Origin of the sequence: Clostridium sp. Cult2 (genome assembly GCF_021655075.1) — a bacterium.
Lineage (GTDB): Bacteria > Bacillota > Clostridia > Tissierellales > Tepidimicrobiaceae > Schnuerera.
This window is the reverse complement of the sequence record NZ_PPXX01000096.1, coordinates 88,596-115,210: the sequence shown is the minus strand read 5'-3', so window position 1 is coordinate 115,210 and position 26,615 is coordinate 88,596. Positions and strand designations below refer to the sequence as shown.

General features: G+C 32.8%; 23 protein-coding genes and 1 pseudogene. 2 read left to right on the top strand and 22 right to left on the bottom strand.

Going from position 1 to position 26,615, the window contains the following annotated elements; translation table 11 throughout:
- Positions 1–170 precede the first annotated feature (170 nt).
- The 9 genes and pseudogenes from C3E90_RS10295 to C3E90_RS10260 all read right to left on the bottom strand — a co-directional run bounded on the left by C3E90_RS10295 (position 171) and on the right by C3E90_RS10260 (position 9,298).
- Positions 171–1,307 carry an amidohydrolase family protein gene (locus C3E90_RS10295; RefSeq protein WP_236915579.1) on the bottom strand — a complete coding sequence of 379 codons (1,137 nt, stop codon included), beginning with the start codon at positions 1,305–1,307 and terminating at the stop codon, positions 171–173.
- On the bottom strand, positions 1,295–2,449 hold the full coding sequence (locus C3E90_RS10290; protein ID WP_236915577.1) for an amidohydrolase family protein: 1,155 nt from the start codon (positions 2,447–2,449) through the stop codon (positions 1,295–1,297). Before C3E90_RS10290 ends, C3E90_RS10295 begins: the two co-directional genes overlap by 13 nt.
- A 12-nt stretch (positions 2,450–2,461) precedes the next feature.
- Positions 2,462–3,850 (bottom strand): M14 family zinc carboxypeptidase, encoded by a 1,389-nt coding sequence (locus C3E90_RS10285; protein WP_236915575.1) that lies wholly within the window; start codon positions 3,848–3,850, stop codon positions 2,462–2,464.
- A 74-nt stretch (positions 3,851–3,924) separates the two neighbouring features.
- Complete coding sequence (locus C3E90_RS10280; protein WP_236915574.1) at positions 3,925–5,508, bottom strand: ABC transporter substrate-binding protein; 1,584 nt, start codon at positions 5,506–5,508, stop codon at positions 3,925–3,927.
- 2 nt (positions 5,509–5,510) lie between these two features.
- Positions 5,511–6,518 (bottom strand): ABC transporter ATP-binding protein, encoded by a 1,008-nt coding sequence (locus C3E90_RS10275; RefSeq protein ID WP_236915572.1) that lies wholly within the window; start codon positions 6,516–6,518, stop codon positions 5,511–5,513.
- The gene (locus tag C3E90_RS13630; RefSeq protein WP_442870579.1) at positions 6,519–6,788 is read right to left on the bottom strand and encodes an oligopeptide/dipeptide ABC transporter ATP-binding protein; all 270 of its coding nucleotides are present in this window, start codon (positions 6,786–6,788) and stop codon (positions 6,519–6,521) included.
- Between the two features lie 81 nt (positions 6,789–6,869).
- Positions 6,870–7,487: pseudogene (locus C3E90_RS13625) on the bottom strand (ATP-binding cassette domain-containing protein); the annotation flags it as partial.
- Between the two features lie 3 nt (positions 7,488–7,490).
- The gene (locus C3E90_RS10265; protein WP_236915570.1) at positions 7,491–8,321 is read right to left on the bottom strand and encodes an ABC transporter permease; all 831 of its coding nucleotides are present in this window, start codon (positions 8,319–8,321) and stop codon (positions 7,491–7,493) included.
- 14 nt (positions 8,322–8,335) lie between these two features.
- Positions 8,336–9,298, bottom strand: a complete 963-nt coding sequence (locus C3E90_RS10260; protein ID WP_236915568.1) for an ABC transporter permease — start codon at positions 9,296–9,298, stop codon at positions 8,336–8,338.
- A 230-nt stretch (positions 9,299–9,528) separates the two neighbouring features.
- Between C3E90_RS10260 and C3E90_RS10255 the strand changes: the two genes are divergently transcribed.
- On the top strand, positions 9,529–10,131 hold the full coding sequence (locus C3E90_RS10255; protein WP_236915566.1) for a TetR/AcrR family transcriptional regulator: 603 nt from the start codon (positions 9,529–9,531) through the stop codon (positions 10,129–10,131).
- A 38-nt stretch (positions 10,132–10,169) separates the two neighbouring features.
- Here C3E90_RS10255 and C3E90_RS10250 read toward each other — a convergent pair whose 3' ends face one another.
- The 5 genes from C3E90_RS10250 to mtnA all read right to left on the bottom strand — a co-directional run bounded on the left by C3E90_RS10250 (position 10,170) and on the right by mtnA (position 16,742).
- A complete protein-coding gene (locus C3E90_RS10250; protein ID WP_236915565.1) occupies positions 10,170–11,396 on the bottom strand; it encodes a DUF401 family protein in 1,227 nt (408 codons plus the stop codon).
- A gap of 228 nt (positions 11,397–11,624) precedes the next feature.
- Complete coding sequence (locus C3E90_RS13535) at positions 11,625–13,709, bottom strand: S-layer homology domain-containing protein (protein WP_236915563.1); 2,085 nt, start codon at positions 13,707–13,709, stop codon at positions 11,625–11,627.
- Between the two features lie 127 nt (positions 13,710–13,836).
- Positions 13,837–14,484 carry an L-fuculose-phosphate aldolase gene (locus C3E90_RS10240; protein ID WP_236915562.1) on the bottom strand — a complete coding sequence of 216 codons (648 nt, stop codon included), beginning with the start codon at positions 14,482–14,484 and terminating at the stop codon, positions 13,837–13,839.
- Positions 14,485–14,500: 16 nt separating this feature from the next.
- Positions 14,501–15,688 carry a trans-sulfuration enzyme family protein gene (locus tag C3E90_RS10235; protein ID WP_236915561.1) on the bottom strand — a complete coding sequence of 396 codons (1,188 nt, stop codon included), beginning with the start codon at positions 15,686–15,688 and terminating at the stop codon, positions 14,501–14,503.
- A 16-nt stretch (positions 15,689–15,704) separates the two neighbouring features.
- A complete protein-coding gene (mtnA, locus tag C3E90_RS10230) occupies positions 15,705–16,742 on the bottom strand; it encodes an S-methyl-5-thioribose-1-phosphate isomerase (RefSeq protein WP_272879120.1) in 1,038 nt (345 codons plus the stop codon).
- Positions 16,743–16,959: 217 nt separating this feature from the next.
- Between mtnA and C3E90_RS10225 the strand changes: the two genes are divergently transcribed.
- A complete protein-coding gene (locus C3E90_RS10225) occupies positions 16,960–17,856 on the top strand; it encodes a peptidylprolyl isomerase (protein WP_236915560.1) in 897 nt (298 codons plus the stop codon).
- 367 nt (positions 17,857–18,223) lie between these two features.
- Here the strand turns inward: C3E90_RS10225 and pfkB are convergent, their stop codons facing one another.
- The 8 genes from pfkB to C3E90_RS10185 form a co-directional block, all read right to left on the bottom strand.
- On the bottom strand, positions 18,224–19,156 hold the full coding sequence (pfkB, locus tag C3E90_RS10220; protein ID WP_236915559.1) for a 1-phosphofructokinase: 933 nt from the start codon (positions 19,154–19,156) through the stop codon (positions 18,224–18,226).
- A gap of 41 nt (positions 19,157–19,197) precedes the next feature.
- Complete coding sequence (locus tag C3E90_RS10215) at positions 19,198–19,896, bottom strand: response regulator transcription factor (protein ID WP_236915558.1); 699 nt, start codon at positions 19,894–19,896, stop codon at positions 19,198–19,200.
- The gene (locus tag C3E90_RS10210; RefSeq protein WP_236915556.1) at positions 19,874–20,449 is read right to left on the bottom strand and encodes a DUF4342 domain-containing protein; all 576 of its coding nucleotides are present in this window, start codon (positions 20,447–20,449) and stop codon (positions 19,874–19,876) included. The genes C3E90_RS10215 and C3E90_RS10210 overlap by 23 nt, the downstream gene beginning before the upstream one ends.
- Positions 20,450–20,567: 118 nt before the next feature.
- Positions 20,568–22,040, bottom strand: coding sequence for a xylulokinase (gene xylB / locus C3E90_RS10205; RefSeq protein WP_236915555.1), 1,473 nt, complete (start codon positions 22,038–22,040; stop codon positions 20,568–20,570).
- Between the two features lie 21 nt (positions 22,041–22,061).
- On the bottom strand, positions 22,062–22,754 hold the full coding sequence (locus C3E90_RS10200) for an L-ribulose-5-phosphate 4-epimerase (protein WP_236915554.1): 693 nt from the start codon (positions 22,752–22,754) through the stop codon (positions 22,062–22,064).
- Positions 22,755–22,765: 11 nt separating this feature from the next.
- Positions 22,766–24,238: an L-arabinose isomerase gene (gene araA, locus C3E90_RS10195; RefSeq protein ID WP_236915552.1), complete on the bottom strand. Its 1,473-nt coding sequence runs from the start codon at positions 24,236–24,238 to the stop codon at positions 22,766–22,768.
- An 11-nt stretch (positions 24,239–24,249) separates the two neighbouring features.
- Complete coding sequence (gene araB / locus C3E90_RS10190; protein ID WP_236915551.1) at positions 24,250–25,917, bottom strand: ribulokinase; 1,668 nt, start codon at positions 25,915–25,917, stop codon at positions 24,250–24,252.
- Positions 25,918–26,070: 153 nt separating this feature from the next.
- Positions 26,071–26,613, bottom strand: a complete 543-nt coding sequence (locus C3E90_RS10185) for a D-lyxose/D-mannose family sugar isomerase (protein ID WP_236915550.1) — start codon at positions 26,611–26,613, stop codon at positions 26,071–26,073.
- Between the last annotated feature and the right edge of the window lie 2 nt (positions 26,614–26,615).

The window sequence follows — 26,615 nt, the reverse complement described above, 5'->3', positions numbered from 1 at the left end:
AATTAAAACCCATTAAATGTGAATTTTAATATATTGGACATATATTATACCATAATTTATTATTATTTCATTGTATTAGTCTTACAAATTTACCAACAATTTCGAGGCCTATTTTCTCAAAACATTCAAAAAAGCCAAAGGAGGGGGATAACCTTTGGCTTTTTGTTATATTATATGTTTTTATGGACAATTTGCCCGTTTATAATGGTGTATTTTACAGTAGCATTGGTGTCCAATGCTGGAGTTCCATCAAAGATGACTAAGTCGGCATCTTTTCCTTTTTCAATGGAACCTACTCTATCATCTATACCAATTATCTTAGCTGGGTTTATGGTGAGCATATTGATAACCCTTTCAATATCTCCACCAAATCTAACAACTTCGCCAGCTTGAACAATGATTACGTCAGGATTTAATATAGGTCCATCTGTCATTATGGCACATGTAACTCCTCTTTTGTCCAATTCTATAAGGCTGTATATATCAATCTTTCCACATTCTCCTGGTAATAGTAATACTCCTATTGGTCCATAAATTACTCCTTTGCAGTTAGATTCTACAATATCATCGTAAAAATCACTCGCTCCCCAAGCATGGTCTAATGTAAAATCAATGTCAAATTCTTTGGCAATGCGGATAATGGTTAACATATCAAATTGTTCGCAATGTACTTTTAATGGTATCTCTTTTCTAAGTACCTTGCATACATTTTCCATACCAAAATCAAATTCTGCTTCTCCTCGTTCTCTTTTTTCCATATACTGTTGCCCTTTGATTAGAGTATCTCTAATTACATTGGCAATTCCCATACGAGTCATAGGCATTTCATTCCTCTTACCATAAACACCTTTAGGATTTCCTCCTAGAGCTGCTTTTAATGCCACTGGATTTTTAATGCACATGTCTTCAATATTATCCCCATAAGATTTTACAGCACATACTAGACCACCTATTACGTTACCGCTTCCTGGAGCAATAGCTGAGGTAGTAATACCAGCTTCTAAAACCCTTTTTAATTCTGGGGATTTAGTATCTATAGAATATATGGATTCTACTTCAGGAGTGGCATTTTTAGTCATTTCATTTAGGTCCTGGTCGTCCATAGTACTGCCAAAGCCACCTATATGGCTATGGGCATCTATTATTCCAGGGATTACTACAAGGCCATTAGCATCTATTACTTCTCCTTTATCCCAACTTAAATTCTGTCCTACATCTACAATCTTACCTTCTTCTATAAGGATATCTCCTTTTTCATAAACTTTCCCAGCAGAAGTATATATTTTCGCATCTTTTATGACCAACATGTATTATCCCTCCTAGAATACAGGATGTTTTCTCCCTGAATAAATGTAGCTTCAATCTTAGCAGAATAGGTTTTAATAGGATTGTCTGTCCATATAACAATATCTGCATCCTTTCCAACTTCTATGGAGCCTATTTTATCCTCTACGCCAAGAATCTTGGCTGGGATGGAAGTAACCATCTTCAATACATCTTCGTCCTTTATACCATATTTATAACATAGTATGGCATTCCATAGTAAGGATTCTTTTCCTGAAGCTGTTCTATCTCCACAACAGCTAATAGCCACATCTATTCCCTTCTCCATAAGTTTTTTAACGCCTTCAAAATCCACATACCTATTGGTAGAAGACATTGCATTGGATAAATCTCCAAGGATTATACTAAAGTTATCCTTCAATATGCTTCCCGTATCTTCACTTACACCAAAGGAACCGGTAAAAACAATATTCACAGGTAAATCCTTTAATGCCAATTCAATTGCATCCATATCGGATTTAGTATTGCAATTAATAAATAATGGAATTTCCCTATCTATTACCTTCTGTAGAGCAACTGATTTGGAATCATATTCTTTTTTATCATCTTTCTTATATTCCATAGCTTTAATAATTGCTTCTTTTAGTAAAGAGATAGCTCCCATTTTAGTCATAGGGCAAGTATTTCTAGTCCCATAAACCTTTTTAGTTTCTGCTGTTATGGAAGAAATCATAGCAACCTTTTCTTTGACTAACATTTCATAGGGATGTTTTCCATAGGTTTTAAATACTGCTGCTTGTCCTCCTAAAACATTGGATGTGGAAGGAGTTATACCTGCACTGGTTACCCCATATTCAAATACCCTTTGAAACATCATACTATCTTGGTCAAAGGAATAAACCACATTCATCTCCGGAGTTACTGGGTTCGAATGCTCTCGTAAATCATTATCCTCCCATCCTGGTCCCTCACATCCCCATACATTAAGGGAATCTATAAATCCAGGAAAAATAGTTTTCCCCTTTGCATCATATATTTCAGTATCCTCTGATACCTTAATGGAAGAGTTGATTTCTTTAATAACTTTTCCATCTATTAAAATATCCGTATTCTCCAATATATTTCCTTTACCGTCATGAACATTTCCGCCTTTAATTAGAATCATTAGGAAACCTCCTTAATCCCTTTTTAAATAGTCTGCCATTAGTAGACCACATTCCAATTGGATACTAATAAGTTTTTTAATAGGTACTACTTCATAATCGATTTCCTTTTCAAGTTTTTCGCTTAATGCCTTTAGTCTATTTAAAGCAGCATTGAAGGCTTCTTCTAAATCCTTTTCTTTTTCTGGATTTGCTTCATTGTTTTCTTTCATATTCTTAAGTTCACTTTCATGGGCTCTAACCAATAATCCATAGGAAAGCATCTTGTAAAATTTAGATACTAAAAGGTTATCAAATTTTTCAGCTACCGTTGCCATCTTTGCAAAATCCGGATTGGTATTGACCATTTCTCTAGTAGCTTCGTTACTTTCATTATTATCGGTAAAAGCTTCTAAGGCTAATCTAAATGGATTTTTCTTATCCATATGTTTTTTAGTCTTATTTAATGTAATTCTTATAAACTCATCTGCTTCTTCACTAAATTCTAAACTCTCTAAAACAGCATCTTTTCTGGTTATATCCGATGGGGATAAATCATTTATCCTTTTATCATAAAAATATGGTAATTCAGTTAAAAGTGTAAAGGCATTACATACTTTTTCGCCATAATCCGAGCTACAAGTTCCTGCTTTAATAACTTCTCCAGGATTTTCTACACCATATTTTTCTAGATAATCATAATCTTGTTGAATTCCTAAATCCTGATAGATTGCAGGAGAATAAGCTACACAATAAGGTGCTTCTGGTTCTCCTAAATTCAAAGGAATACCTTGTTTATGAGCTGCATTTCTCATATCATCATATATTTCTGGAGTTTCCCATGTTATATACCAATAAACACCACCAAAACCAGCATTATGAAGGGAATATATGAATTTTGGTCTTATCTCATCTATTAAATTCATCATAGCCTTAGTTTCAGGAATAGTATCATGGAAATGTAATTCTTTGTAATCGATTGGGAAAGTCCAGTCTACTTGTTGATGACCTGCAGGTCTAAAGAAATTTCTAGCATAGTTATATAGAGTAAAGGGTCCCTTAAACCAATTTTCATTAAGCCTTGTACCATCTGCATCCCAGGATTTTACAATATACCAAGTATAGTCTAGTTTTTCCCTTAATTCTTTGTTTTCAGCTAATTCTCTTGTAAAATATTCAAGCATCATAGCTCCTATTGGCTCATTAGGATGGGGACATCCAAACATAAGAGCATTTTCTGAACCATTGCCAATTTTTAAACAGTATAAAGGATGATTATCTCTAGTTCTACCCATTTCAAACAATTCCACAACTTCTGGATATTCTTCAGCTAATTTTTTGCTACTGGCATCCATTTCATCTACAGTTAAAAACTCATTATAATTAGGTACCTTTCTTATTACTTCATCAATTAAGTTTTTCATTTATGCTACCTCCTAAATAGAGGCTAATTGCACCATCTTTTTCCAGAAAATGCAATTAGCCTTTTAATAGTTAATTACTCTGCTATATCAGTAAATGTAAATTCTTGCCAACCCCATTTTCCAGTACCATCTATTGGTAGATTTGTGAATTTCACATTATTTGCATCATAACCAGCATAGGATACAATTGGAACATATGGAAGGTCTTCTGCTAATATGGCTTGTGCCTTCTTATATAGTTCTGCTCTTTTTTCTTGATCTCCTGTAGCTGCTGCTTGAGCTAATATATCGTCGAATTCTTTATTGCTATATTCTCCATAGTTACTGCCCATCCCTGTGCCAAAACGTTTGTATAATGCATTAGGGTCTGGTCCCATGAATCCACCTTGTAATTCAAGTATGAAATCTCTTTGTATTGAAACCTTTTCATCCCAAGCGTTGAATTCATGAACTTGAACTTTTAACTCAATACCAGCTTTTTCTAATGAAGCTGCCATAAGTTTTGCAGCATCTGGGTATCCACTACTATCAAATACATCTATGGTAAGTCCTCTTACATAGAACCCATCAGCATCTTTAGTATATCCTGCATCTTCTAATATTTTTATAGCTTCTTCTATATTAAATTTAGGGGATGTATCTTCACTATTACTAGCCCATTCGATTAATGAAGGATACATATTGTATTCTGGTTTTTGAACTCCATTAAATATCTTTTGGGATATTTCTTCTTTATCTAATGCTGTAGCTATAGCTTTTCTAACATTCACATCAGATACTAAATCATTATTTAAATTAAATATAATTCTCATAGGTGATGGATATTCGTTTAGTTCCATCCTAATATTTTCATTAGCCATCAATTCATCCACATTGGCTGCAGGTACAGTTTCTAATACATCTATCTCACCATTGATTAATGCTTGTACTGCAGTTGCATCATCAGGAATTATTGTAAATATTACTTTATCAAGTTTAGGAGCTCCCTCATGATAATCTGGATTAGCAACTATAGTAATGCTCTCTCCTTGTTTGAATTCTGATAATTTAAATGGTCCAGAACCTATAGGTTCCATTGAAGCAGGGTTTTCTTCCCATGTTTGTCCATTGTTAAATACATGTTCTGGTAAAATAAAGGTTCCATACCAGCCTAAATCTGCAATAAAGGAAACATCAGCTTGATTCATATTGAAAACTACAGTGTTTTCATCTGGAGTATCAATGGAATCAACTATTTGAAGTCTTGAACTCATATAATAGGTTGGATTTTCTTTTATAGTGTCAAAAGTATATTTTACGTCTTTACTAGTTACAGGTTCCCCATCATGCCAATGAGCATCGTCCCTTAAATGGAAGGTAATAGCTTTACCATCTTCACTTACATCCCATTCAGTAGCTAAATCGGGGATAATCTGTTTACTAGCATCTAACTTAACAAGCCTATTGTATATGTTTTGTACAATAGAATAGTTATTGTCATCTGACAATGTATCTGGATTAAAGGACATTGGGTCTCCAGTAGCTCTTACTATTAATGTTTTTTCTACACCTTCTGTTTTTCCTGCTGTATTATTATCTTTAGTATTAGAACTACATCCTACTGCCGTAACAGCGATTAATGTTAAAACTGCTATTACTAAAAAAATCTTTCTTTTCATGATTATGCCTCCTCATCATTTTTGATTAATTTATCGCAAGCTACTAAATGACCTTGTCCTAAATCAAGAGTAGCTGGATATTTTTTGAAACATTCTTCAGTGGCTTTAAAGCATCTTGGTGCAAAATAACAGCCTGGCCCTGGATTTATTGGTGTAGGTGGTTCCCCTTCTACTTTTATCTTGTCCATAATTTCATCTGGATCTATGGAACCACAATTAGAAATTAAAGTTTGAGTATAAGGATGTTTTGGATTTTTAACTATTTCATCTGCCTCGCCATACTCTACAACTTTTCCTAAATACATTACAGCTACCTTATTAGAAATATACCTAGTAAGGGAGATATCGTGACTGATGAATATTATTGCTGCATCCTTTTCCTTACTCAACCTAATAAGCATATTGATAATCTCAGCTCTAACGGAAACGTCCAACATGGATACAGGTTCATCAGCTATAATAAATTTAGGGTCCATTAACATAGCACGTAAAATAGAAATTCTTTGCAATTGCCCACCAGATAATTCATGAGGATACCTTTTCATAATATCCTTTGCTGGGCGAAGTCCACCAAATTCCAAAGTTTCTTCAATAAGCTTTCTTCTATCCTCTTTTGAATTTCCAATAGAATGGATATTTAATGGTCGCATCAAAATTTCTTCTATAGTATCCCTAGGGGTAAAGGAATCATAGGGATTTTGAAATACTATTTGAACCAATCTTCTAAAAGCCTTTGGGTCTTTCTTCATAAGTTCACTTGTGGACACATTTTCTATATATACATCTCCATCTGTAGGATCTTCGAGCCTAGCAAGAATCCTTCCAAGAGTAGATTTCCCACATCCAGATTCTCCAATTATTCCAAGTATTTCTCCCTTTTCCAGCTGTAAAGATACTCCATCTACAGCTTTTACAAATTGTTTCCCTTTGGAGGTTAAGCTAAACTTGCCCTTTACTGGATACCACATGGATACATTATCTATATTTATATATGATTCATTATTTTTCATCTACTTTTCACCTCCATATAGGTGACATCTAATAGCTCTTTCGTTGCCTAAATCCATTAGCTTAGGTTTTTTCTTGCATATATCCATTGCCTGTTCACATCTAGGAGCAAAAATACACCCTTCATACTTTTGAGATAAGTCTGGTAAAAATCCACTTATACCTTCTAATTTACTATTTTCTCCTTTCAAGGATGGAAAAGATGCCAAAAGTCCTTTAGTATATGGATGTAGAGGGCTTTTTAGCACTTCTTTTACATATCCTAATTCCATAAGCTCTCCAGCATACATAACAGCAACTTTATTACAGGATGTAGCCACTACTGACATATCGTGGGTAATCATTATCCTGGTCATATCCATTTCCCTTTCCATCTTGACAATCTCATCAAGTATTTGTCCTTGAGTAACTACGTCTAAGGCTGTAGTAGCCTCATCTAATATGAGTAGCTTTGGGTTATTAATAAGACTTAAGGCAATGGAAACCCTTTGAAGCATACCACCAGATAGTTCATGAGGATATAGATTATATACTCTATCGGATAGATTTACTAATCCAAGTAAATAGGCAAATCTATCAAATATCTCCTTCTTAGTAGCCTTTGGATTATGAACCCAATATATATCTTCTACTTGTGTTCCTATCTTATGAACAGGAGATAGTGAGTTCATAGATTTTTGGAATACTACAGAAAGTTCTTTCCATCTAATCTTTTTGAGTTCATCTTGAGACATTTTAATTAAATCTTTTCCTAGGAAATTTGCTACCCCTGATATTTCAGTAGTTTTCTCTGGTAAAAGTCTAAGTAAAGCCATAGCCAATGTGGATTTCCCTGATCCAGATTCGCCTACCAGACCTAAAGAATCTCCCCTATTTATTTTGAAACCTGCATCTTTTACTGCATATACTTTTTTATATTTATTTACATAGGTTACATTAAAATCTTTTAACTCTAAGATTGTATTATCCATCTTCTACACCCCTTTTTCCTTGGAATGTTTAGGGTTCATCACATGGTTTAATCCGTCCCCTAATAGATAAAATATGGTTACTGTAATTACAATGGCAACACCTGCAACAGTTGCAATCCACCATGCACTAGTAAGGAAGGATTTCCCATCATATATCATCTGTCCCCAACTTATTATATTGGGATCACCTAAACCTAAAAAGCTTAAACCCGCTTCAGTTAATATTGCATTTGACATTCCAACAGTGGTATTTGCTATAACAGGGAATATTCCATTAGGAATTATATATTTAAATAATATTTGACCTTTAGTTTCTCCCATAGCAGTAGCTGCCTTAACAAAAGTTCTTTCCCTTAAGGATAATGCTTGGGCTCTCATAAGCTTGGCATTACTTGGCCAGGTAGTAAGGCCTATTACAATCATTACATTATAAATACTGTTTCCAAACAATGCAATAATAAGTAATATTAAAAAGAAAGTTGGAAGCATCATAAAAATATTTATTATTTCAGAAACCACTCTATCGGCAGCCCCTCCAAAAAAACCTGCAATCCCGCCTATTAAAATCCCTAATAACCCAGAAATCAAAGCGGAAATTACAGCTACTTGTAAAGAAGTCCTAGTTCCGTAAATAATCATGCTAAAAATATCCTGTCCCATTTTATTGGTCCCAAGTATATGTCCATTTTCTCCTATTTTATTTAATACATCGGGTCCAAAAACATATGGGTCTTCTGGTGCAATATTTGGAGCAAATGCGACAATTATTAATAAAAATATTATGCCTAGTACCCCAAATAAAAGCTGTTTATCGTTTACAATAGTCTTTATCATCTTTAAAGCCCTCCTTAATACCTAATTCTAGGGTCTAGTACTGCATATAAAATATCAACCAACATCATAACAACTGCAACGGAAACTGACATAACTAAATATATCCCCATTAGAGTAGGATAATCCCTTTGGGTGATGGCAGTTAGTACAAGTCTACCAGTCCCTGGCCATGCAAATACCGTTTCTATAAGGGCAACTCCAGTAATCAAATAAGCTAAGGATATACCAAATATTGTTACAGTAGGTAAAATGGCATTTCTAAAAATATATTTGTTAAATATCTTTTTTTCATTCATTCCTGTAGCTCTCAATGTTAAAATGAAGTCTTCATTGGTTACCTGTAATACAGAGGATTTCGCAATCCGATAATATAGAGGAATCTCTATTAGTATCAATGTACCTACAGGCAATATCATATGTTTTAAAACATCCATTACATATGCCATTCCCTTATAGGAAGCCCTTGTGTCTGTCATTCCACAAGTAGGAAGTAGATTAAGTACAGATGAAAATATAATAATCAACATCAAACCTAGCCAGAATGAAGGCATGGAATTTAAAATATAAGAAAAACCTGAAAATACCACATCGACAAAAGAACCTTCTTTTCTAGCAGCAACAATCCCCATTAGAGTACCTATGATAAGAGATAATATTCCAGATGTTAAAACCAACAAAATAGTAGCTGGTAATTTCTCAGTAATCATTTCACTAACTGGTCTATTATAAATAATGGATGTGCCTAAATCTCCACTCATGGCAGTCTTTAAATAAGAAATAAACTGTATGTGTAATGGCTTGTCCAAACCATATTTTTGTTCTAAAGCAGCTCTTAGAGCTGGGTCATCGGTTTCCTTACCCATTAGCGTCTTTATAGGATTCCCCGGCGCTAAATTTATTATTATGAAATTAATAGAAAATACTATTAGAATTGTTAACAACCCTGTTAAAATTCTTTTATATATATACCTTTTCACCAGATTCCCTCCTAGCATATTATTATGGTATCACTTTAAATCGCTGTAGTGAACGTGTTCACTTTTGAATATTGTAAATATCTTAACATAGGTAAATTCTTATGTCAATGCCTTTTTTTAACAATTTTAAGCATTTAGATATTTCATCTATCATGAATATAAACTTTCAATTTTTTAAATATTTGGTATAATTATAATTGGAGTAATGTAGATTTTGAAAGGAGGTTTCTATGCCAAAACAAACTTTTTTTAACCTACCTTCAGAAAAAAAGCAAAAAATTATTAATGCTACTTATGATTTGTTTATCGAAAAAGATTATGAGGATATAAGTATTAGAATGATTACTTCTAGGGCTGAAATTTCAATAGGCAGCTTTTATAAATATTTCCATGATAAAGATGACTTATATATACATTTGATGAGCGAAATTGAAAAAAAGGTATATGCAAAAGAAAGGGAAAAGGGTGGATATTTTCTAATGGATACCGATATAATCCCTATTGAAAAAATATGTACTCAAAAGGAAATCGATTTCAATCGAACTTGGTCTAGAGCACCTATTGAAGTCATGATGAAATTTTACTTCGGTGAATATAGTAAGGAATTGAATAGTCATGTATTGGACGAGCTTATAGAACTTGAAAAATCAGGAAGGTTAAAAGATTTTGTGGATGTAGATTTTGCTTTCCATATCTATGCAACCTCTATGTTCAATGTACAGATTTATTTTAGAGATAATAATATTGTTGATAATGAGGAAAAGCTTAGAATAAAAAGGGATTTTTTTTCTAAATGGTTTCCCAGTGGTATACTAAAAGATGAGGCAAGTTAATGGACAAGGTACTGTTCACTAGTACCTTGTCCATTATTTTAAGCAAATAAAATTTTCAAAACAAATGTGGAAACAACTAATATTAATACTAATATAGGCGTATAGAACCTATATTCCTTGTAAAGTTCACCAGTAGTTACTCCAATATGTTCCAATGTAAAGGCTTGACAGAGGTGAAGTGGTGAAAAAAAGTAGCCAATAAATGCAGAACCAAATACAAAATAGGTATAGATATAAATAAGTTCCCCTGTAATATTAAGCTGAGAAAGCATGGGAAGTATTATAGCTAAAGAGGCTGTTATATTTCCTGTTATATAGCCAAAGAAAATTGAAGAAATCAATAATATACCCATGGTGACTAGCATATTACTGCTTGTACCAAATATATTATTGAATAAACCAATTAAATCTTCCATATTTAATATAATTTCTTTCATAATAAGAACAGCAATAACCGTTAATATGGTATTCCAATTAATAGATTTAATAAGGCCTTTGAAGAAATCTTTTTTATCGCTTAATAAATAGACTATAAAAATACTTGCTATTAAAGTTATGTAAAACGGTAATCCTGTTATGCCATTGATTATTACAGAAATATAAATGGGAGATGTTAAAATAGCAAGTTTTAATAAATTCCCCCTAATGTTTTTTCTAGGCGGCAGTATCTCCGATTCTATATCCTTTAAAAAGAAAAAATATCCTGTAATAATTATTAAAACAACAAAGCATAGATTAAATAAGATCAATTTAAAGATTTTCAAATTGGGGAGAGCAGCAGAAACTATCAATAATGGAGTTGAATAGGGCAATAAAAACATAGCAATGTGACGAAATACAAGATTAATTGCAGCTCTTCGAGAGGGAGATGCATTCATCTCTTCCCCAATATTATTGACAAAAGGAGCAGACAACAATGCCCCTCCAGGTATTATTAAAATTCCAATCATGGCTGGTATTATCATTAAAGCATTTTTTTTACTGCGAATTACAAGTAAAATACTTTCCACTATCTTGTCAAGAATTTTATAATGTTTCATCAATCCCCCAAGGATACTCACCATCATAACCGTTAATATGGTATTCCGTGATGATGGATTAATAAAAATATTAATTGCAACTTTTCCTGCAGTTTCAAGTCCTAAACCAGATATTATGCTTAGAACCCCAGCTGAAATCAAAAGGGTGTAACTCAATTTAAATTTTAATCTTATTAAAAAAGGTATAAGTAAAAAAGATACAAACACTGATGTCAACTGTGCCAAAGTCAAATCATTCCTTTCATTAAAGTCTCTCCTATATATTATATTATTTCATAGATGAATACAAGTACTGTAGAACAACAGGCCCTAATTAAAAAACTTCCCTTTCTATGGCTTTCACCCAAAAAAGGAAGTTTTGTTTGATTCAACATATTGATGTTATTGATATGCTTTCATATATTTAATTATAAAGGTATAGGTAACCATAAAAGATAGGCTAAATCCATATTCCTACATTCCACTAAATAAATAGTTATATATTATATTTGCTCCATCTTCTCTATTTAATTCTGCTTTAGGATTCAAATTGCCATTATACCCTTCAACTATTTTTAGACCATAGGCTATAGATATATACCCTTTTAATTCTGGAGATATATCTTTTGTATCCTTGAATATATCCTTATATATTTCACTTATATCCGCAATTTTATCGTATTTTAATGCCCTTATTATATATTTTATTCCTTCTTCTTTAGTCACCATTTTTTCTGGAGCCTTTTCATCTTCTTTAATAATCCCCATATTAATCAAATAAGCATATAATTTATCCTCTGATTCATCTATTTCCATATAAGGATTTTGTGCCTTTGCTAATAGGTATAGAAAATCCTTTTGAATTATCTTTTCCTTTGGTTTAAACTCTTCTCCTGGTAAGGCTATACCATATTGGGCTAATATATTAATCTTTTCCTTTGCATAACTTTTGTCTATATCCTTATAACTAATTATTGTTGGTACCTTATAAGGTTCTCCCATATAATTTAATATGGTTCCGGTGTTGGCATCAATTATAGATGGTTTATCAGTTTTTAAACCATAGACCAATATTGCTTCTTTCTCATTCTTAACGATTCCTTCATATCTATCAGGATTGACGTATTTTAACTCTATTCCTATATTATCGAACAAAATATCATAAGCCTTATCTATGGACATTACTTTATCCTGTGGTGGAAATTTTGTATTAGTCCAAGTAATTCTATATTCCATTATTTTCCCATTAACAGCATCTACTGTAATTGTTATACCATCTTGTTCTACATAGGCATTGTCAAGTTTTCTAATGAATCCAAAGGAATAGCTTCTTTGGTCTTCTAAAGGTTTAAAACCTTCATGACTCTTTCTAAATTCAACTAACTCAACTTTATCTGGATTTGTTTTTTTAAGGTACTCTTTTGCAATTTCTAAGGATTGTTCCTCATTGTATTTAACTTTTTTATCCGATTCTTCTGGTCCGAATTTATAAAAAGATATAAGCTCCTTGGTTTTTGCATCTATACTTATATTTGCATAATAAGCCTTAGAATCTGAACCTTTTACAAAATCCATTTGCCAATTATAACTATCATCAGATCTCCAGTTTTTATAAAGTCTAACATAATTCAATTTATACTCCGAATCCAATTCTAATATTTCTCTACCAGTTTTTTCAGCTTCTTTTTGAGATATAAGACCTGCAATACCTTCTACTGCTTTTGTCTCATCTGGACTTAATTCATCTGCTGGAGCATCTCCTCTAGCTCCCATGTCAGCAGCTTTTTCATAAAGAGGATAATAATCATTTAACGGAGTCACTTCTCCATCTTTAGCATTAATTCCTAGATTGGTATATTTAGGACTATAAGCTAAAAATACTTTTGGACTTCTATCTCTATAGCTTGTTTTATACATTAAATCCAGTCCTATTTTTTCTTTGTACAATTCCTCAGCTTTTTCCAAAGAAATTAGATTCTTTGCATCTGAAAATTTTAAATCCATATCCCAATTAGCATAATAATTTCTTATTTCTCCTGTGGAACTATCAACAAAAATATCAATACTATTATTGTAATAAGGAATTCCATTTTCAGTTCTCACAAAATTATATCCATAGCCATCAGAATTTATATTTAGGGGTTCTGATACATCTATATATTCAATACTATCTGCAAATTTTGGAGCAACTTTTTTGATGAAATCCTTTGATATTTTTAATCCTTCTTCTTTACTAATCTTTGGTAGTTTAGGTCCTTGTTCCCTATAAATGGGTTTCCACTTCCCATAACTTATCACAGTTCCATCTACAGTTATTGAAACATCTATATTGCCAAACTTCCCCTTACTATCCGACCAATTTAAATAAAATATTGTAGTTTCATCTCTAGAACTTACACTTTGGTCAAATTTATCATATTCACTTCCAATGTTAAATAACTCCTTGCTTTTGACAATGGCTTCTTTCAACTGTTTGTCATAGTTTTGTGCAAAGGAACCAAATGGAATAAAAGTCAAAGCAATAACCATAACCAATAAAAAGGATATTTTCCTTTTCACCTTAACCCCTCCTTATATTAAAAAATCCTTGCTATTTTTAAACTGCTCTATATCTATATTATACTGTTAGTTTGGAAAATATAGGTTACAAACAAGTTACGATTAGCAAGGGATTTTATAGTTGTCCTTATTCCTTCCTTTGTCCATAGGTTTTAAATTTCTCTATCATTAACATCATCTCTTCTTCTGGAAGAATTACAGGTTCTCCTATACATTTAGTTCTATAGTATAACTCTGCACAGTATTCTATTTCTTCAGTTATATTAAATGCATTTAATAAATCCTTAGCACCAGCTAAAAGACCATGGTTTGCTAATAATACAGCCTTTCTATCTTTCATTGCTTCAAAGGCGTTTTCCGCCAGCTCCTTAGTGCCATAAGTGGCATATTTAGCACATCTTACATCTAATCCTGCTAAAGCTACCATATAATGAACTGGCGGCAAGGACCAATTTAGGCAGGCTAAGGTAGTTGCATACATAGTGTGAGTATGGATTATAGCGTCTATATCAGTCCTTCTTTCATAAAATATTCTATGCATTTCCACCTCACTAGAAGGTTTTCTATCCCCATCTACTTGTTCACCTTTGATATTTAATATTACCACATCTTCTGGCTTGGTTTTGAAATAATCAATTCCAGAAGGGCTAATGGCCATTAACTTCTCTTCCCTATTATAAATACTTAAATTCCCACCAGTGCCTTTCGTAAGACCAGAAGTTAATAGTTTTTTCCCATATTCAACGATTAATTCTCTTTCCTTTTTCATCAACATTTGGTATATCCTCCTATTAGATTACTGATAATGCCCTATCTAAATCATATATAATGTCTTCATAATGCTCCAATCCTACAGATATCCTTATCATACTCTCTGTCAAACCAAATTTAGCTAATTCTTCACGAGGATATCCTCTATGGGTCATAGCTGCTGGTAATTCAATGAGGGTCTCGCAATCACCAAGGGACACAGCTAATTGGGCAAGTTTTACTGAATTCACAAATTTTTTTGCCTCTTCTAAGGTTCCATCTATTTCAAAACTAATCATAGCTCCAAACCCAGTCATTTGTTCTTTAGCAATTGAAAATCCTTCAAAGTCTTCAAGACCTGGATAATAAATCTCTCTTACTCTTGGATGATTTTTTAAAAAATTTGCCACTATTAATGCATTTTTTTCATGTTGTTTCATCCTTATTCCTAAAGTTTTTAGTCCTCTAAGTAAAAGCCAAGCATTAAAGGGACTCATTACCCCACCAAATTCACACATATAGTCGAATTTAAGGTAATGAATATAATCCATGTCCTTAGCTATTGCAACTCCACCAACTACATCACCGTGTCCACATATATATTTAGTAGCACTATGGACTACCACATCTGCACCTAGAGTCAAAGGCCTTTGAAAATATGGAGTTGCGAAAGTATTATCGATTACTACCTTTACATCTTTTTCTTTTGCAATGCTACAAATTTTTTCTATATCTAAAATAGTAAGATTGGGATTGGAAGGTGTTTCAAAATATATAACTTTAGACTTTTCATCTATTAAATCCCTTAATTTATCTAAATCTCTTAAGTCAGCTATTCTGCATTCTACATTATACTGAGGAAGTAGGTTGGTTACTACATTGTAACTAGAACCATATAAGGTTTTATTTACTATTACATTATCTCCTGGTTTTAATAATGAAAATAGTACGGAACTTATAGCTGCCATTCCCGATGAAAAAGCTACTGCTCCTTTTCCTTCTTCCAATGCTGCCATCCTATTTTCAAAAAGACGTAAAGTAGGATTATTACCTCTAGTATATACATAATCATCACTTTCAAAGGACATTACTTTTTCCACATGGTCTATATTATCAAATATAAAAGTAGAAGTTTGATATATTGGTGGATTTAACGCATTATTGGCATGTTTTCCATCAGAACCAGCATGTATTGCCATGGTTTCAAAATTATATTCTTTGTTATCCATTATAAATCACCCTTTATTATTTAAGTTTCAATATATTCTCTTTAAATGGAGGTTTCACTATTCCTTTCTCCGTAATAATCCCCGTTATATTTTCATTGGGAGTTACATCAAAGGCTGGATTGTATACTTCCATTCCTTCCGGGGCTATCCTAATATTTTCAATATGAGTAACTTCTTTGCTATCCCTTTCTTCAATATCTATTTCTTTTCCCGTTTCTATTTCAAAATCTATGGTAGTAGTTGGAGCTACTATATAAAAAGGCACACTGTACTCCTTAGCCAATACGGATAGCATAAATGTGCCTATTTTGTTTGCTGTATCTCCATTTAAAGCTATTCTATCTGCTCCTACTAATATTAGGTCTATCTTTCCATCTCTTATCAAAGTAGCAGCTACACTATCAGCAATAAGTTTAGATGGAATACCTTCTTGTACTAATTCCCAGGCTGTAAGCCTCCCTCCTTGTAATCTTGGTCTGGTTTCATCAGCGTAGACAAATATATCTTTTCCACTATAAAAGGCCTCCCTTACCACTCCTAATGCAGTTCCAAACCCTGCAGTAGCAAGGGCTCCTGTATTACAGTGAGTTAAAATAGTTGCTTTTCCATTAACTATTTCATTGCCATATTTCCCCATCTTCCTATTGGTATCTATATCTTCCTTTAATATAGTATCTGCTTCATCCTTTATCTTCTTGTATATTTCATTTACGGATAAATCCTTATTTTTTTCAATAAGATTTCTCATTTTATTTATAGCCCACATTAAATTCACTGCTGTAGGTCTTGATTTATTTAATAGGTCTAGAGCCTTATCCATATTAGCTATAAATTTTTCCTTATCCAAATTTGAAAATTCCTTTGCTGCTAAAACTACTCCATAGGCTGCTGTTGCTCCTATAGCTGGTGCTCCTCGAACAACCATATCCTTTATGGCAAAATCTACATCCTTATAAGTTCTACATTGAAATATTTCATAGGAAATAGGTAGTTTTCTCTGGTCTATTAGGTATAGAATATCTCCTTTAAATTCAATTGTTTTTATCTCTTTCATAATGTTTTCTCTCCTTATCTATTAATCTTACTGATTAAGAAGTTTAATGTCTTAATTGAATGTTATCATCTAACAAATATTCTGTAAACAATGTTTTATACTTTTCATTTGTAAAAACAAATTTATGGGAAATTGTTAAAAATAATATTAAATCATCTATAAACTAAAACTATATGGTATAATCAAATAAGATTAATATTAGAAAGGTGGAAGATTATTGATAGAGCAAACAAACAAAAAAAGAATTATTGCATTACTTATAGCCGTTGTAATAATAGTTGGAGCATTAGTAACTGTTAAATTAGGTTTCAATGGAGATAAGAAAGAGGAAAATGTAGTAGCCCTCGTAGGTGATGAAAAGATTACTAAGGATGAATTATATGATTTTTTAATCAAGGCAAGTGGCGAAAGTGCATTGGATATATTAATTGTCAATAAGATTATACTTCTAGAATCAGAAAAGCAAAATATCCAAATCACTGAAGAAGAAGTTAAAGAGCAAACTGATAAAATGATAGAAAACTTAGGCGGACAACAAGCCTTTGAATCAGCCCTATTGTTTTCTGGTTTTACTGAAGATGAATTAAAAGAGGATATAAAGATGAATCTATACCTTACTAAATTATTAGAACCAGAAATCCCAATAACTGATGAGGATATGAAAAATTATTTCAATGAAAACAAAGATTCTTTTAAGCAACAAGAGGAAGTTAAAGCTCGCCATATATTAGTTGAGAATGAGGAAACTGCTTTGGAAGTTAAAGAAAAATTATCCAAAGGTGAAAGTTTTGAAGAATTGGCTAAAGAATATTCTAAAGATACTAGCAATAGTGAACAAGGTGGAGACTTAGGATTCTTCAAAAGAGGAAGAATGGCAGAAGAATTTGAAGAAGCAGCCTTTTCATTAGAAATTGGAGAAATTAGTGACCCTGTTAAAACCAATTTTGGATATCATATTATTGAAGTAGAAGATAAAAAGGAAGCAAAAGAAGCTAATTTCGAAGACAGTAAAGATGATATAAAAGATATACTGTTCCAGCAAAAATTCCAAGAAGTATATGATACTTGGATACAAGACAAGCTTAACAAATATGAAATAAAAACATTCTTATAATAGTTTGGACAAGGTGCTTATTGAACAGCACCTTGTCCATTTTTTATCTATATAAATAATAAATTATATAAAAGAAGGATTGCTCTAGATATTTGTAGTACAATATTAATTGAGTGTATTTTTCCTTTATAATAAAATCAAAGAGATGAATATTTTGATGGAATATTTTCTATGGCAACTTTTGAATTTATTGAAAATCAAGGGGAAATAAAAATAGAATAATTGATTTAGTATCTGATATTTATGATAATATGGACGATTAATGCAGCTTTGTAATAGATGTAAAATTGTCTAATCTTTGTGGATGTAATTAGTGAAAATAGCTGATAATTATAAAAAGGGATAGATTTTGTCTGTCCCTTCCCTATTATTCTATAGATTCTACTACAATATCTTTTAATATTTCTCTTATTATATCTATATCTGGTATTTTTGTACCTTCTGTCATTACTTTAGCTGTACCACAAGCTACAGCTATTTTCAATGATTGAAAATCAGTAAGGTTGTTTTCAATGGCGTAAATTAACCCTGCAATCATAGCATCTCCTGCTCCCACTGTGCTTTTAATAGGTACTTTAATTTCCTTAGAAATATAAGCATTTTTTTCAGTAATATATATTGCCCCTTCTGATCCTAAAGAAATTAAAACCTTTTTTATTCCTTTATCAATTAAATATTTGCCACCTTTTAATATAGAATTCATATCCTTTTCATCTACATCTACTATACTCTTTAACTCATGAATATTGGGCTTTATAGCATAGGGTATAGCTTCTATTCCTTTCAGCAAAGGTTTGCCATCTGCATCTAAAATGACTCTAACAGATTTTAGATTTAAGCTTTCAATTATATATTTATATATATGATTTCCAATACCTTTAGGTAGACTTCCTGATAGTACTACTAAATCTCCTTCTTTTACTTGTGACAAGAAATGTCCTAAAAAATCCTCCAAATCCTCATTTTTTACTTTAAATCCTTTATTATTTATATCTGTAATAGTTCCAAGTTTTCTTTCTACTATCTTTATATTGGTTCTATTTTCTCCGGATATAATATAAAAATCAGTTTCAATATTAAGACCCTTCAAATAATCTATGAAAATTTTAGAGTTTTCATCTCCCAATATGCCTGCACATATGCTATCTATTCCAAATATATTTAATACCTTGGATACATTGATTCCTTTTCCACCTACATCCTTTCTAGAATCTAGACTCCTATTTACCTCATTTCTTTGATACTCCTCTATTACTATAGTCTCATCTATAGCTGGATTTAATGTTACAGTATAAATCATATTGTCCTCCTTTAGCGTTAGATTAATATATAATTCACTTATCAACTACAGTTTCCAAAGGTATCTTTTATTACATACCCCACTCCCCGTACAGTATATATTATTTTTAGCCCAAAGGGTTCTTCAATCTTAGCACGAAGATATCTAATATATACATCTACTGCATTGGTTCCACCTGAAAAATCGTAACCCCAAATATGTTCAAGTAGAGTTTCACGATTTATAACTATATTTTTATTCTCTAATAGATAATACAATAAATCGAATTCACGTTTTGTCAAATGCACTAATGTATCCTTTACTCGAACTTCTCTTCTATTAGGGTCAAGACGTAAATCTCCTATAACCAGTTCAGCTGATGTTTCCAATTCATTATTTGTCTCCCTTTTTCTAAGAGCTGCTCTAATGCGTGCTAGCAACTCTTCTATTGCAAAAGGTTTTGTAATATAGTCATCAGCACCTCCATCAAGGCCTGTAACCTTATCTACAACTGCATCTCTAGCAGTAAGAAGTATTATAGGCAAATCAGAAAATTGCCTAATCCTTCTAAGGACTTCAATTCCATTAAGACCCGGTAGCATTATATCAAGCAATATTAGGTCAAAGGGCTGGGTTTTTGCTAATTCCAGCCCATCTCTTCCATTGAAAGCCTTCTCTACTTCATAACCCTCATATATAAGCTCTAGTTCTATAAAACGTGCAATTTTTTCTTCATCTTCAACTATCAGAATTCTCCCCATTAGATTTCTCACCTTTTACTTCCTTTTTTAAATTCTCAGCTGCATCAGCAACCGAATCCATGGCACGGTTTACATTTTCTTTCCCTAAATCAGGACCACTAAACATATATCTATATCCGAAGAATAGTCCCAAAATTATAATAGGGATTATAACCCAGAACATAAATACAACAAGGACAACTAATACTGTAACTGGAATGGTCATTATATTATTTCCGTCTTTTATAATTTCAAAATGATTTCTGTTCCCTTTGCTTATTACCTTTCCGCACCATTTAAAGAATCTACCTACTAATTCTCCAAAAGATGTGCCATTATCCCCTTTGGATTCCTTTTTTGCCTTTTTGTCAAAGCCATTACTCCCTCTATTTTCCTCTGAGCTTCTCGAATTGTAATAGCCCCCTCCCTCAGGTACCTTAATGCGATTCTGCTTTTCAAGGTTGATTATAGCTTCGAGAATATCGCCATTAGTTTCTTCAAGGGCTGCTTTTGCTTCATCGTAAGAAATATTTGCTCGTTGGCGTAATTTCTCAACTTGATCTAGAGTTACCATAAATATAACCTCCTATTATTTATTGTAGCTTCATTATAGCAATAGAAAGTTCAAAAACAATTCAAGAAACATTAAAATTTGATTAGAATTATAAAAATGGCTAATGACAAATAAACCTTCAATTTAGCTCCTTATATAATCCTTTAATCGACGGATATATAAGCTTATATTTTTTATATTTCTCATCATAGTAATTAACTAAATCAGGATTTGGATGAATTGTGCTGTTGACTTTAATAAAGGAATTGCATGCTTCATCTACAGTATCAAATAATTTATGCCCTACAGTAGCAAGGATTGCTGCCCCATATGATGGACCTTCTTCTGAATTTACCTTGTTTACTTTAACGTTCAATATATCTGATATTATTTGACACCATATTTGGTTTCTAGCTCCTCCTCCATTTATAGTGATTTCAGAAATATTAATTCCCATATCTTTCATGATTTCAAAAGTATCACGAAGAGAAAAAGCTACACCTTCTAATACTGCACGAGTCATATCTTTCTTTTCATTGGTCATATCCATTCCTATGAAAACCCCTCTTGCATTTGGGTCATTATGTGGAGTTCTTTCACCCATTAGATAAGGTAAAAAGAATATATTTTTATTTACATCAGCCTTTGTTATCTCAGAAACAATTTCATCATATCGAGCTGATTTATTTATTTTTTCAACCCACCACTTCAATGAAGCAGCAGCTGCAAGTGTAACGCCCATTACATGGTATTTCCCATTTGCATTACAAAATGAATGAAGTCTATTATTATCATCTACAAGGAAATCTTTAGTATTAGCAAAGATTACTCCTGATGTTCCTAAAGATACAGAGCATTCATACTCATTAACTATTCCCCCTCCAACTGCAGCAACAGCTTGATCTCCTCCACCAATAACAATTTTAACATTATCATTTAATCCTAATTCATCTGCTAAATCCTTGTTAATATTACCTATAGCTTCATACGATTCATAAAGCTTAGGAAGTTGATGAACTGAAATTCCTAGAATATCTAGCATATCCTCAGACCACTTCTTATTCTTTACATCTAAATACAAGGTTCCAGAAGCATCAGAATAATCCGTTGCAAATACTCCACTCATCTTATATGCTATATAGTCTTTTGGCAGCATTATTTTCTCTATCTTTTCAAAATTATCTGGTTCATTTTCCTTTAACCATAAAATTTTAGGAGCTGTAAAACCAGTTAATGCAATATTGCCTGTCCAATGAGAAATTTTCTCTCTCCCAATTGTATTATTTAAAAACAGGCATTCTTTTTCAGTTCTTTGATCATTCCAAAGTATTGCTGGTCTAATTATATTATCATTTTTGTCTAAAGTTACCAACCCATGCATTTGTCCACTAAAGCTTATAGCCTTAACAGATTTTCCATCTATTCCTTTTAATAATTCTTTTAGCCCTATTAATGTCTGTTCCCACCAGCCCTCTGGATTCTGCTCCGACCAAGAAGGTTGTGGAAAATATATAGGGTATTCTTTACTAACGCTATTGATGATTTCTCCTTTTTCATTAATTATTAATAATTTTACAGAAGAAGTTCCAATATCTATACCGACAAAATACAATTATATACCCCCTCTCTTTTATTACAAATTTTGCCCATAATAAGCATCCTTACCATGTTTCCTTAAAAAATGCTTATCTAATAAGTTTTGATTCATTCTATTAAGATTATCCTTTAACTGTTCTGAGCCATAGGCCATTAGAGCAATCTCTTCCAATATTATAGCATTATGTGCTGCTTCCATTGGGTCCTTCCCCCAAGTAAAAGGTCCATGGGATTTTACAAGTACTCCAGGCATTAAGGTTGGATTTATGCCTTTAAAGGTTTCAACTATAACCTTTCCCGTTTCTCTCTCATAGTTTCCTTTTATTTCATCTTCTGTCATACTTCTAGTACAAGGAATTTTGCCATAAAAATAATCAGCATGGGTAGTTCCATAAGGTTCTATCCCTCTCCCTGCTTGAGCCCATATAGTAGCCCATTTTGAATGGGTATGGACAATTCCACAAATATCTTTAAATTTTCTATATAATTCTAAATGGGTTGGTGTATCTGAGGAGGGATTTAAATCTCCTTCCACCTTATTGCCCTCTAAATCCATAACCACCATATCTTCTGGTTTCATCTTTTCATAAGGAACTCCTGAAGGTTTAATAACAAATAAACCTTTTTCTCGATTAATTCCAGAAGCATTGCCCCAAGTCAGTATTACTAATCCACTTTCTTTCAACAACATATTTGCTTCATAAACTTCTTTTTTTAAATCCTTTAACATAATAATTCTCCTTACAAATTAAGTTTCCATGCAATATCGTTATAAAGCAACTCTTTTTTTAGTTCCACTATATTAGTATCTTTATTTATATGAATAAATTCTATTCCTACCATCTCTGCAAAATCCCTTATATGATCAGCTGTTAATGGATAGCTTAAAACCGTATGATGAGACCCACCTGCAAGTATCCATGCTTCTGCAGAGGTTTGTAAATTTGGTAATGGTCTCCACAAAACTCTTGCTACTGGCAAATTAGGCATATTATCTAGAGGTTTTACCGCAACTGCTTCATTTACAATTAATCTCATCCTACCACATAAATCCACCAAGGATACAAGTATAATATTGCCCTCTTTGCCATCAAAAACCATCCTAGCAGGTGCTTCTTTGCCACCAATTCCTAATTGGTGTACTTGAATTTTAGGTTTACCATCTGCAATTGTTGGGCACACTTCCAACATATGTGCACCTAAATTTAACTCATTACCTTTTTCTAGGTGATAGGTATAATCCTCCATAAAAGATGTACCACCATCAAGACCTTTAGCCATTGTTTTCATAATATAAGTCAAAGCAGCTGTTTGCCAATCTCCTTCTGCCCCAAATCCATATCCATCTTCCATAAGTCTTTGGACAGCAAGTCCAGGTAATTGGTCTAATCCGTATAGATCTTCAAAAGTTGTTGTAAAGGCTCCAAATTTACCTTCTTCTAAGAATTTTCTTATTCCAAGTTCTATTCTACCTTGATATCTAACGGATTCTATGTTGTCCGTAAATAATTCATATTTTTCTCCATATTCCTTCATCAATTTATCTACTTGGTTTTCTTCTATTGAATCAATATATTTTACTAAATCCCCCAAGGGATAATAATTTACTGACCATCCAAGTTTAATTTGTGCCTCAACTTTATCTCCTTCAGTAACTGCTACTTCTCTCATATTATCACCGAATCTAGCCACTTTCAAACTTCTAGATTCCATAACTCCTATTGCTGAACGCATCCAATTGCCAATTTTTTTTATAAAATCTTCATCCTTCCAATAGCCAACGACTATTTTTCTTGGCAATTTAAGTCTTGCTCCTATAAATCCATGTTCCCTATCACCATGGGCTGATTGGTTTAAATTCATATAATCCATATCGATTTCATTCCATGGAATTTCTCTGTTAAATTGAGTATTCATATGAAGATATGGTTTATCCAATTTTGACAATCCTCTAATCCACATTTTGGATGGTGAAAATGTGTGCATCCAAGCTATAATTCCTGCACAATTTTCATCATAATTGGCTTTTTGTATTGTTTTAGTTATTTCATCTGGTCTAGTAGCCACATGTACAAATTTAATAGGCCAAGGAATATCTGGTGTTCTATTTAACTCATCCACCATTATTTCTCCATGGTTTTTTACTTTCTCCAAAACCTCTTCTCCATATAAATGTTGACTTCCTATGATAAACCAAAATTCATAATTATTCATATTGTTCACTCCTACTTTGTAGTGGACTTTTTAATATCTTTCAATCGCTTCATAATATTGTTTTCCCCACGACCAAAATAATCATGAAGTTTTTTATATTCCTCATATAATTTATCATATACTTCTACATTTTCTTTTATTGGTGTATATACTATATCTTTAACTTTACCCATAACTTTTGATGCTTCAACTACATCATTATACCCGCCTTTTTCACTGCCTGCTGCTACAGCTGCAAAAATTGCAGAACCTAGTGCTGGACCCTGTTCAGTTCCTGCTATATGAATTGGCATATTTAATACATCTGCATATATCTGCATCATAAAAGGGTTTTTTTGTGATATTCCACCAGAGGCATAAAATTCATCTACTGGGACTCCATTTTCTCTAAAGGTTTCTATAATCATCCTTGTACCATAAGCAGTTGACTCTATTAATGCCCGATATATCTCTTCAGGTTTAGTTTGAAGGTCCATACCTATTATCAATCCTGTTAAATCCACATCTACTAATACTGATCTGTTTCCATTCCACCAATCCAAAGCTAATAAACCGCTTTCTCCTACTTTTAATTCCTCTGCTTTTTGGGTTAGGTATTGATGTATATCCATTCCTTCTTCTTCTGCCTTTTTCATATATTCAGCTGTTACGCAATTGTCTACAAACCAGGCAAAACTATCTCCTACACAAGATTGTCCAGCTTCATATCCAAAGTATCCTGGTATAATGCCATCTTCTACTACGCCACACATTCCTGGTACTTCTCTCTCTTGGTCCCCCAACAATACATGACAAGTTGAAGTTCCAATAATGGCAAGCATTTTCCCTGGTTCATATATCTTTACCGCTGGAGCACAAACATGGGCATCTACATTTCCTACAGCTACTGCTGTACCAATGTTTAATCCAGTTAGCTTGGAAGCGTACTCTGTAATCTCCCCAGCTTTTTCTCCTATGGGAATTATATCCCTTGATAACTTTTCATCTACTACATTTTCTAATCTATTGTCTAATGCTTTAAAAAAGGCTTTATCTGGATACCCTTCTTTCTTATTCCATATGGCCTTATACCCTGCTGTACATGAATTTCTCGTTTCTTTCCCTGTCAATTGCCATACTATCCAATCCGTTGCTTCAATAAATTTGTCCATTTCATCATATAGTTCTGAATCCTCTTCTAACATTTGCCATATTTTAGGGAATAGCCATTCTGAAGATATTTTACCACCATATCTATTAAGCCATTTTTCACCCATTTCTTCAGCAATACTATTCAACTTATTTGCCAAATCCTGGGCTGCATGATGCTTCCACAGCTTAACATAGGCATGGGGTCTATCTTTATATTTATCTATAAAACATAATGGAGTTCCATCTTCTTTAACAGGTATAGCCGTACAGGCAGTAAAATCTATTCCTATACCAATAACATCATCTGGACTAACATTGGTTTTTTTCAAAACATCTGGTATAGTCTTAGCCAGTACATCTAAATAATCCTGGGGATGTTGTAATGCCCAATCATGGGGTAGCTCTTTCCCTGAAGGTAATCTATGGTCCATAACCTGATGGGGATATTCATATACACTGGAATCTATCTCTTCCCCCGTGTTAACGTTTACTAGTACAGCTCTACCTGATAATGTGCCAAAATCTACTCCTATCGTGTATTTATCCATTGTCCTCACCTCTTAGTATACATTATTTGTGACAAATACTCCAAAATAAAATTAATTATTTCTATAATTCTGAAATTGATAAAATTATTGCCAAAACTATTAATATTGGGGATTGGAATAGTTTTGGCAAGTAAAATTTGTATCTATTGATTTCTATTCTGTTATTTCTGGTATTCTCTTAATTCTAGGATCTGTGAAAACATCGCTTTCGTCCGTACTCTTTGTAGAAAATTCCGATACGACAGCACCTTCCTTACCAGCCTTAAACCAGTGCAATGTACTAGGGTAAAGAGTATGTTGTTCACCAGGTTTTAAAACAATTTCATGATATACAGTATAATATTCTTCGTCACCTTTTGGAGGGGTTACCTTTGGGTTTTCAGTTTTAGGCCCTTCCACATATAGATAGACTGTCCCATATCTACATCTAAAAGTTTCTTCCTTTCCCTGATCCTTTTCTCTTGGTGGATGAAGATGTTCTGGGCATGTTTGATTAGGAAGAAGTACCATTTCCTTGGCACAAACATTATCAGTATTAACATAAGTTATGGCCCCTAATCCCGTCTCTTCAAATTTACCAAGCCCAAAATCAGCAACCTCGATTTTTTCTTTTTCCTCATCTGTTAAAATAATATTGGCTTTATCCAATGTTTCAAGAATAATATTTCTATACTTGTTATATTCTTCAATATTCAACA

Coding starts and splice junctions, on each gene's coding strand:
- C3E90_RS10280 (WP_236915574.1), bottom strand. CDS start 5,508: ATGAAAAGAAAGATTTTTTTAGTAATAGCAGTTTTAACATTAATCGCT.
- C3E90_RS10200 (WP_236915554.1), bottom strand. CDS start 22,754: ATGTTAAAGGATTTAAAAAAAGAAGTTTATGAAGCAAATATGTTGTTG.
- C3E90_RS10240 (WP_236915562.1), bottom strand. CDS start 14,484: ATGTTGATGAAAAAGGAAAGAGAATTAATCGTTGAATATGGGAAAAAA.
- C3E90_RS10255 (WP_236915566.1), top strand. CDS start 9,529: ATGCCAAAACAAACTTTTTTTAACCTACCTTCAGAAAAAAAGCAAAAA.
- C3E90_RS10290 (WP_236915577.1), bottom strand. CDS start 2,449: ATGATTCTAATTAAAGGCGGAAATGTTCATGACGGTAAAGGAAATATA.
- araB (WP_236915551.1), bottom strand. CDS start 25,917: ATGGATAAATACACGATAGGAGTAGATTTTGGCACATTATCAGGTAGA.
- C3E90_RS10265 (WP_236915570.1), bottom strand. CDS start 8,321: ATGATAAAGACTATTGTAAACGATAAACAGCTTTTATTTGGGGTACTA.
- pfkB (WP_236915559.1), bottom strand. CDS start 19,156: ATGATTTATACTGTAACATTAAATCCAGCTATAGATGAGACTATAGTA.
- C3E90_RS10295 (WP_236915579.1), bottom strand. CDS start 1,307: ATGTTGGTCATAAAAGATGCGAAAATATATACTTCTGCTGGGAAAGTT.
- C3E90_RS10210 (WP_236915556.1), bottom strand. CDS start 20,449: ATGGTAACTCTAGATCAAGTTGAGAAATTACGCCAACGAGCAAATATT.
- C3E90_RS10285 (WP_236915575.1), bottom strand. CDS start 3,850: ATGAAAAACTTAATTGATGAAGTAATAAGAAAGGTACCTAATTATAAT.
- mtnA (WP_272879120.1), bottom strand. CDS start 16,742: ATGAAAGAGATAAAAACAATTGAATTTAAAGGAGATATTCTATACCTA.
- C3E90_RS10275 (WP_236915572.1), bottom strand. CDS start 6,518: ATGAAAAATAATGAATCATATATAAATATAGATAATGTATCCATGTGG.
- C3E90_RS13630 (WP_442870579.1), bottom strand. CDS start 6,788: ATGGAATTAGGATATGTAAAAGAAGTGCTAAAAAGCCCTCTACATCCA.
- C3E90_RS10215 (WP_236915558.1), bottom strand. CDS start 19,896: ATGGGGAGAATTCTGATAGTTGAAGATGAAGAAAAAATTGCACGTTTT.
- araA (WP_236915552.1), bottom strand. CDS start 24,238: ATGAATAATTATGAATTTTGGTTTATCATAGGAAGTCAACATTTATAT.
- C3E90_RS10235 (WP_236915561.1), bottom strand. CDS start 15,688: ATGGATAACAAAGAATATAATTTTGAAACCATGGCAATACATGCTGGT.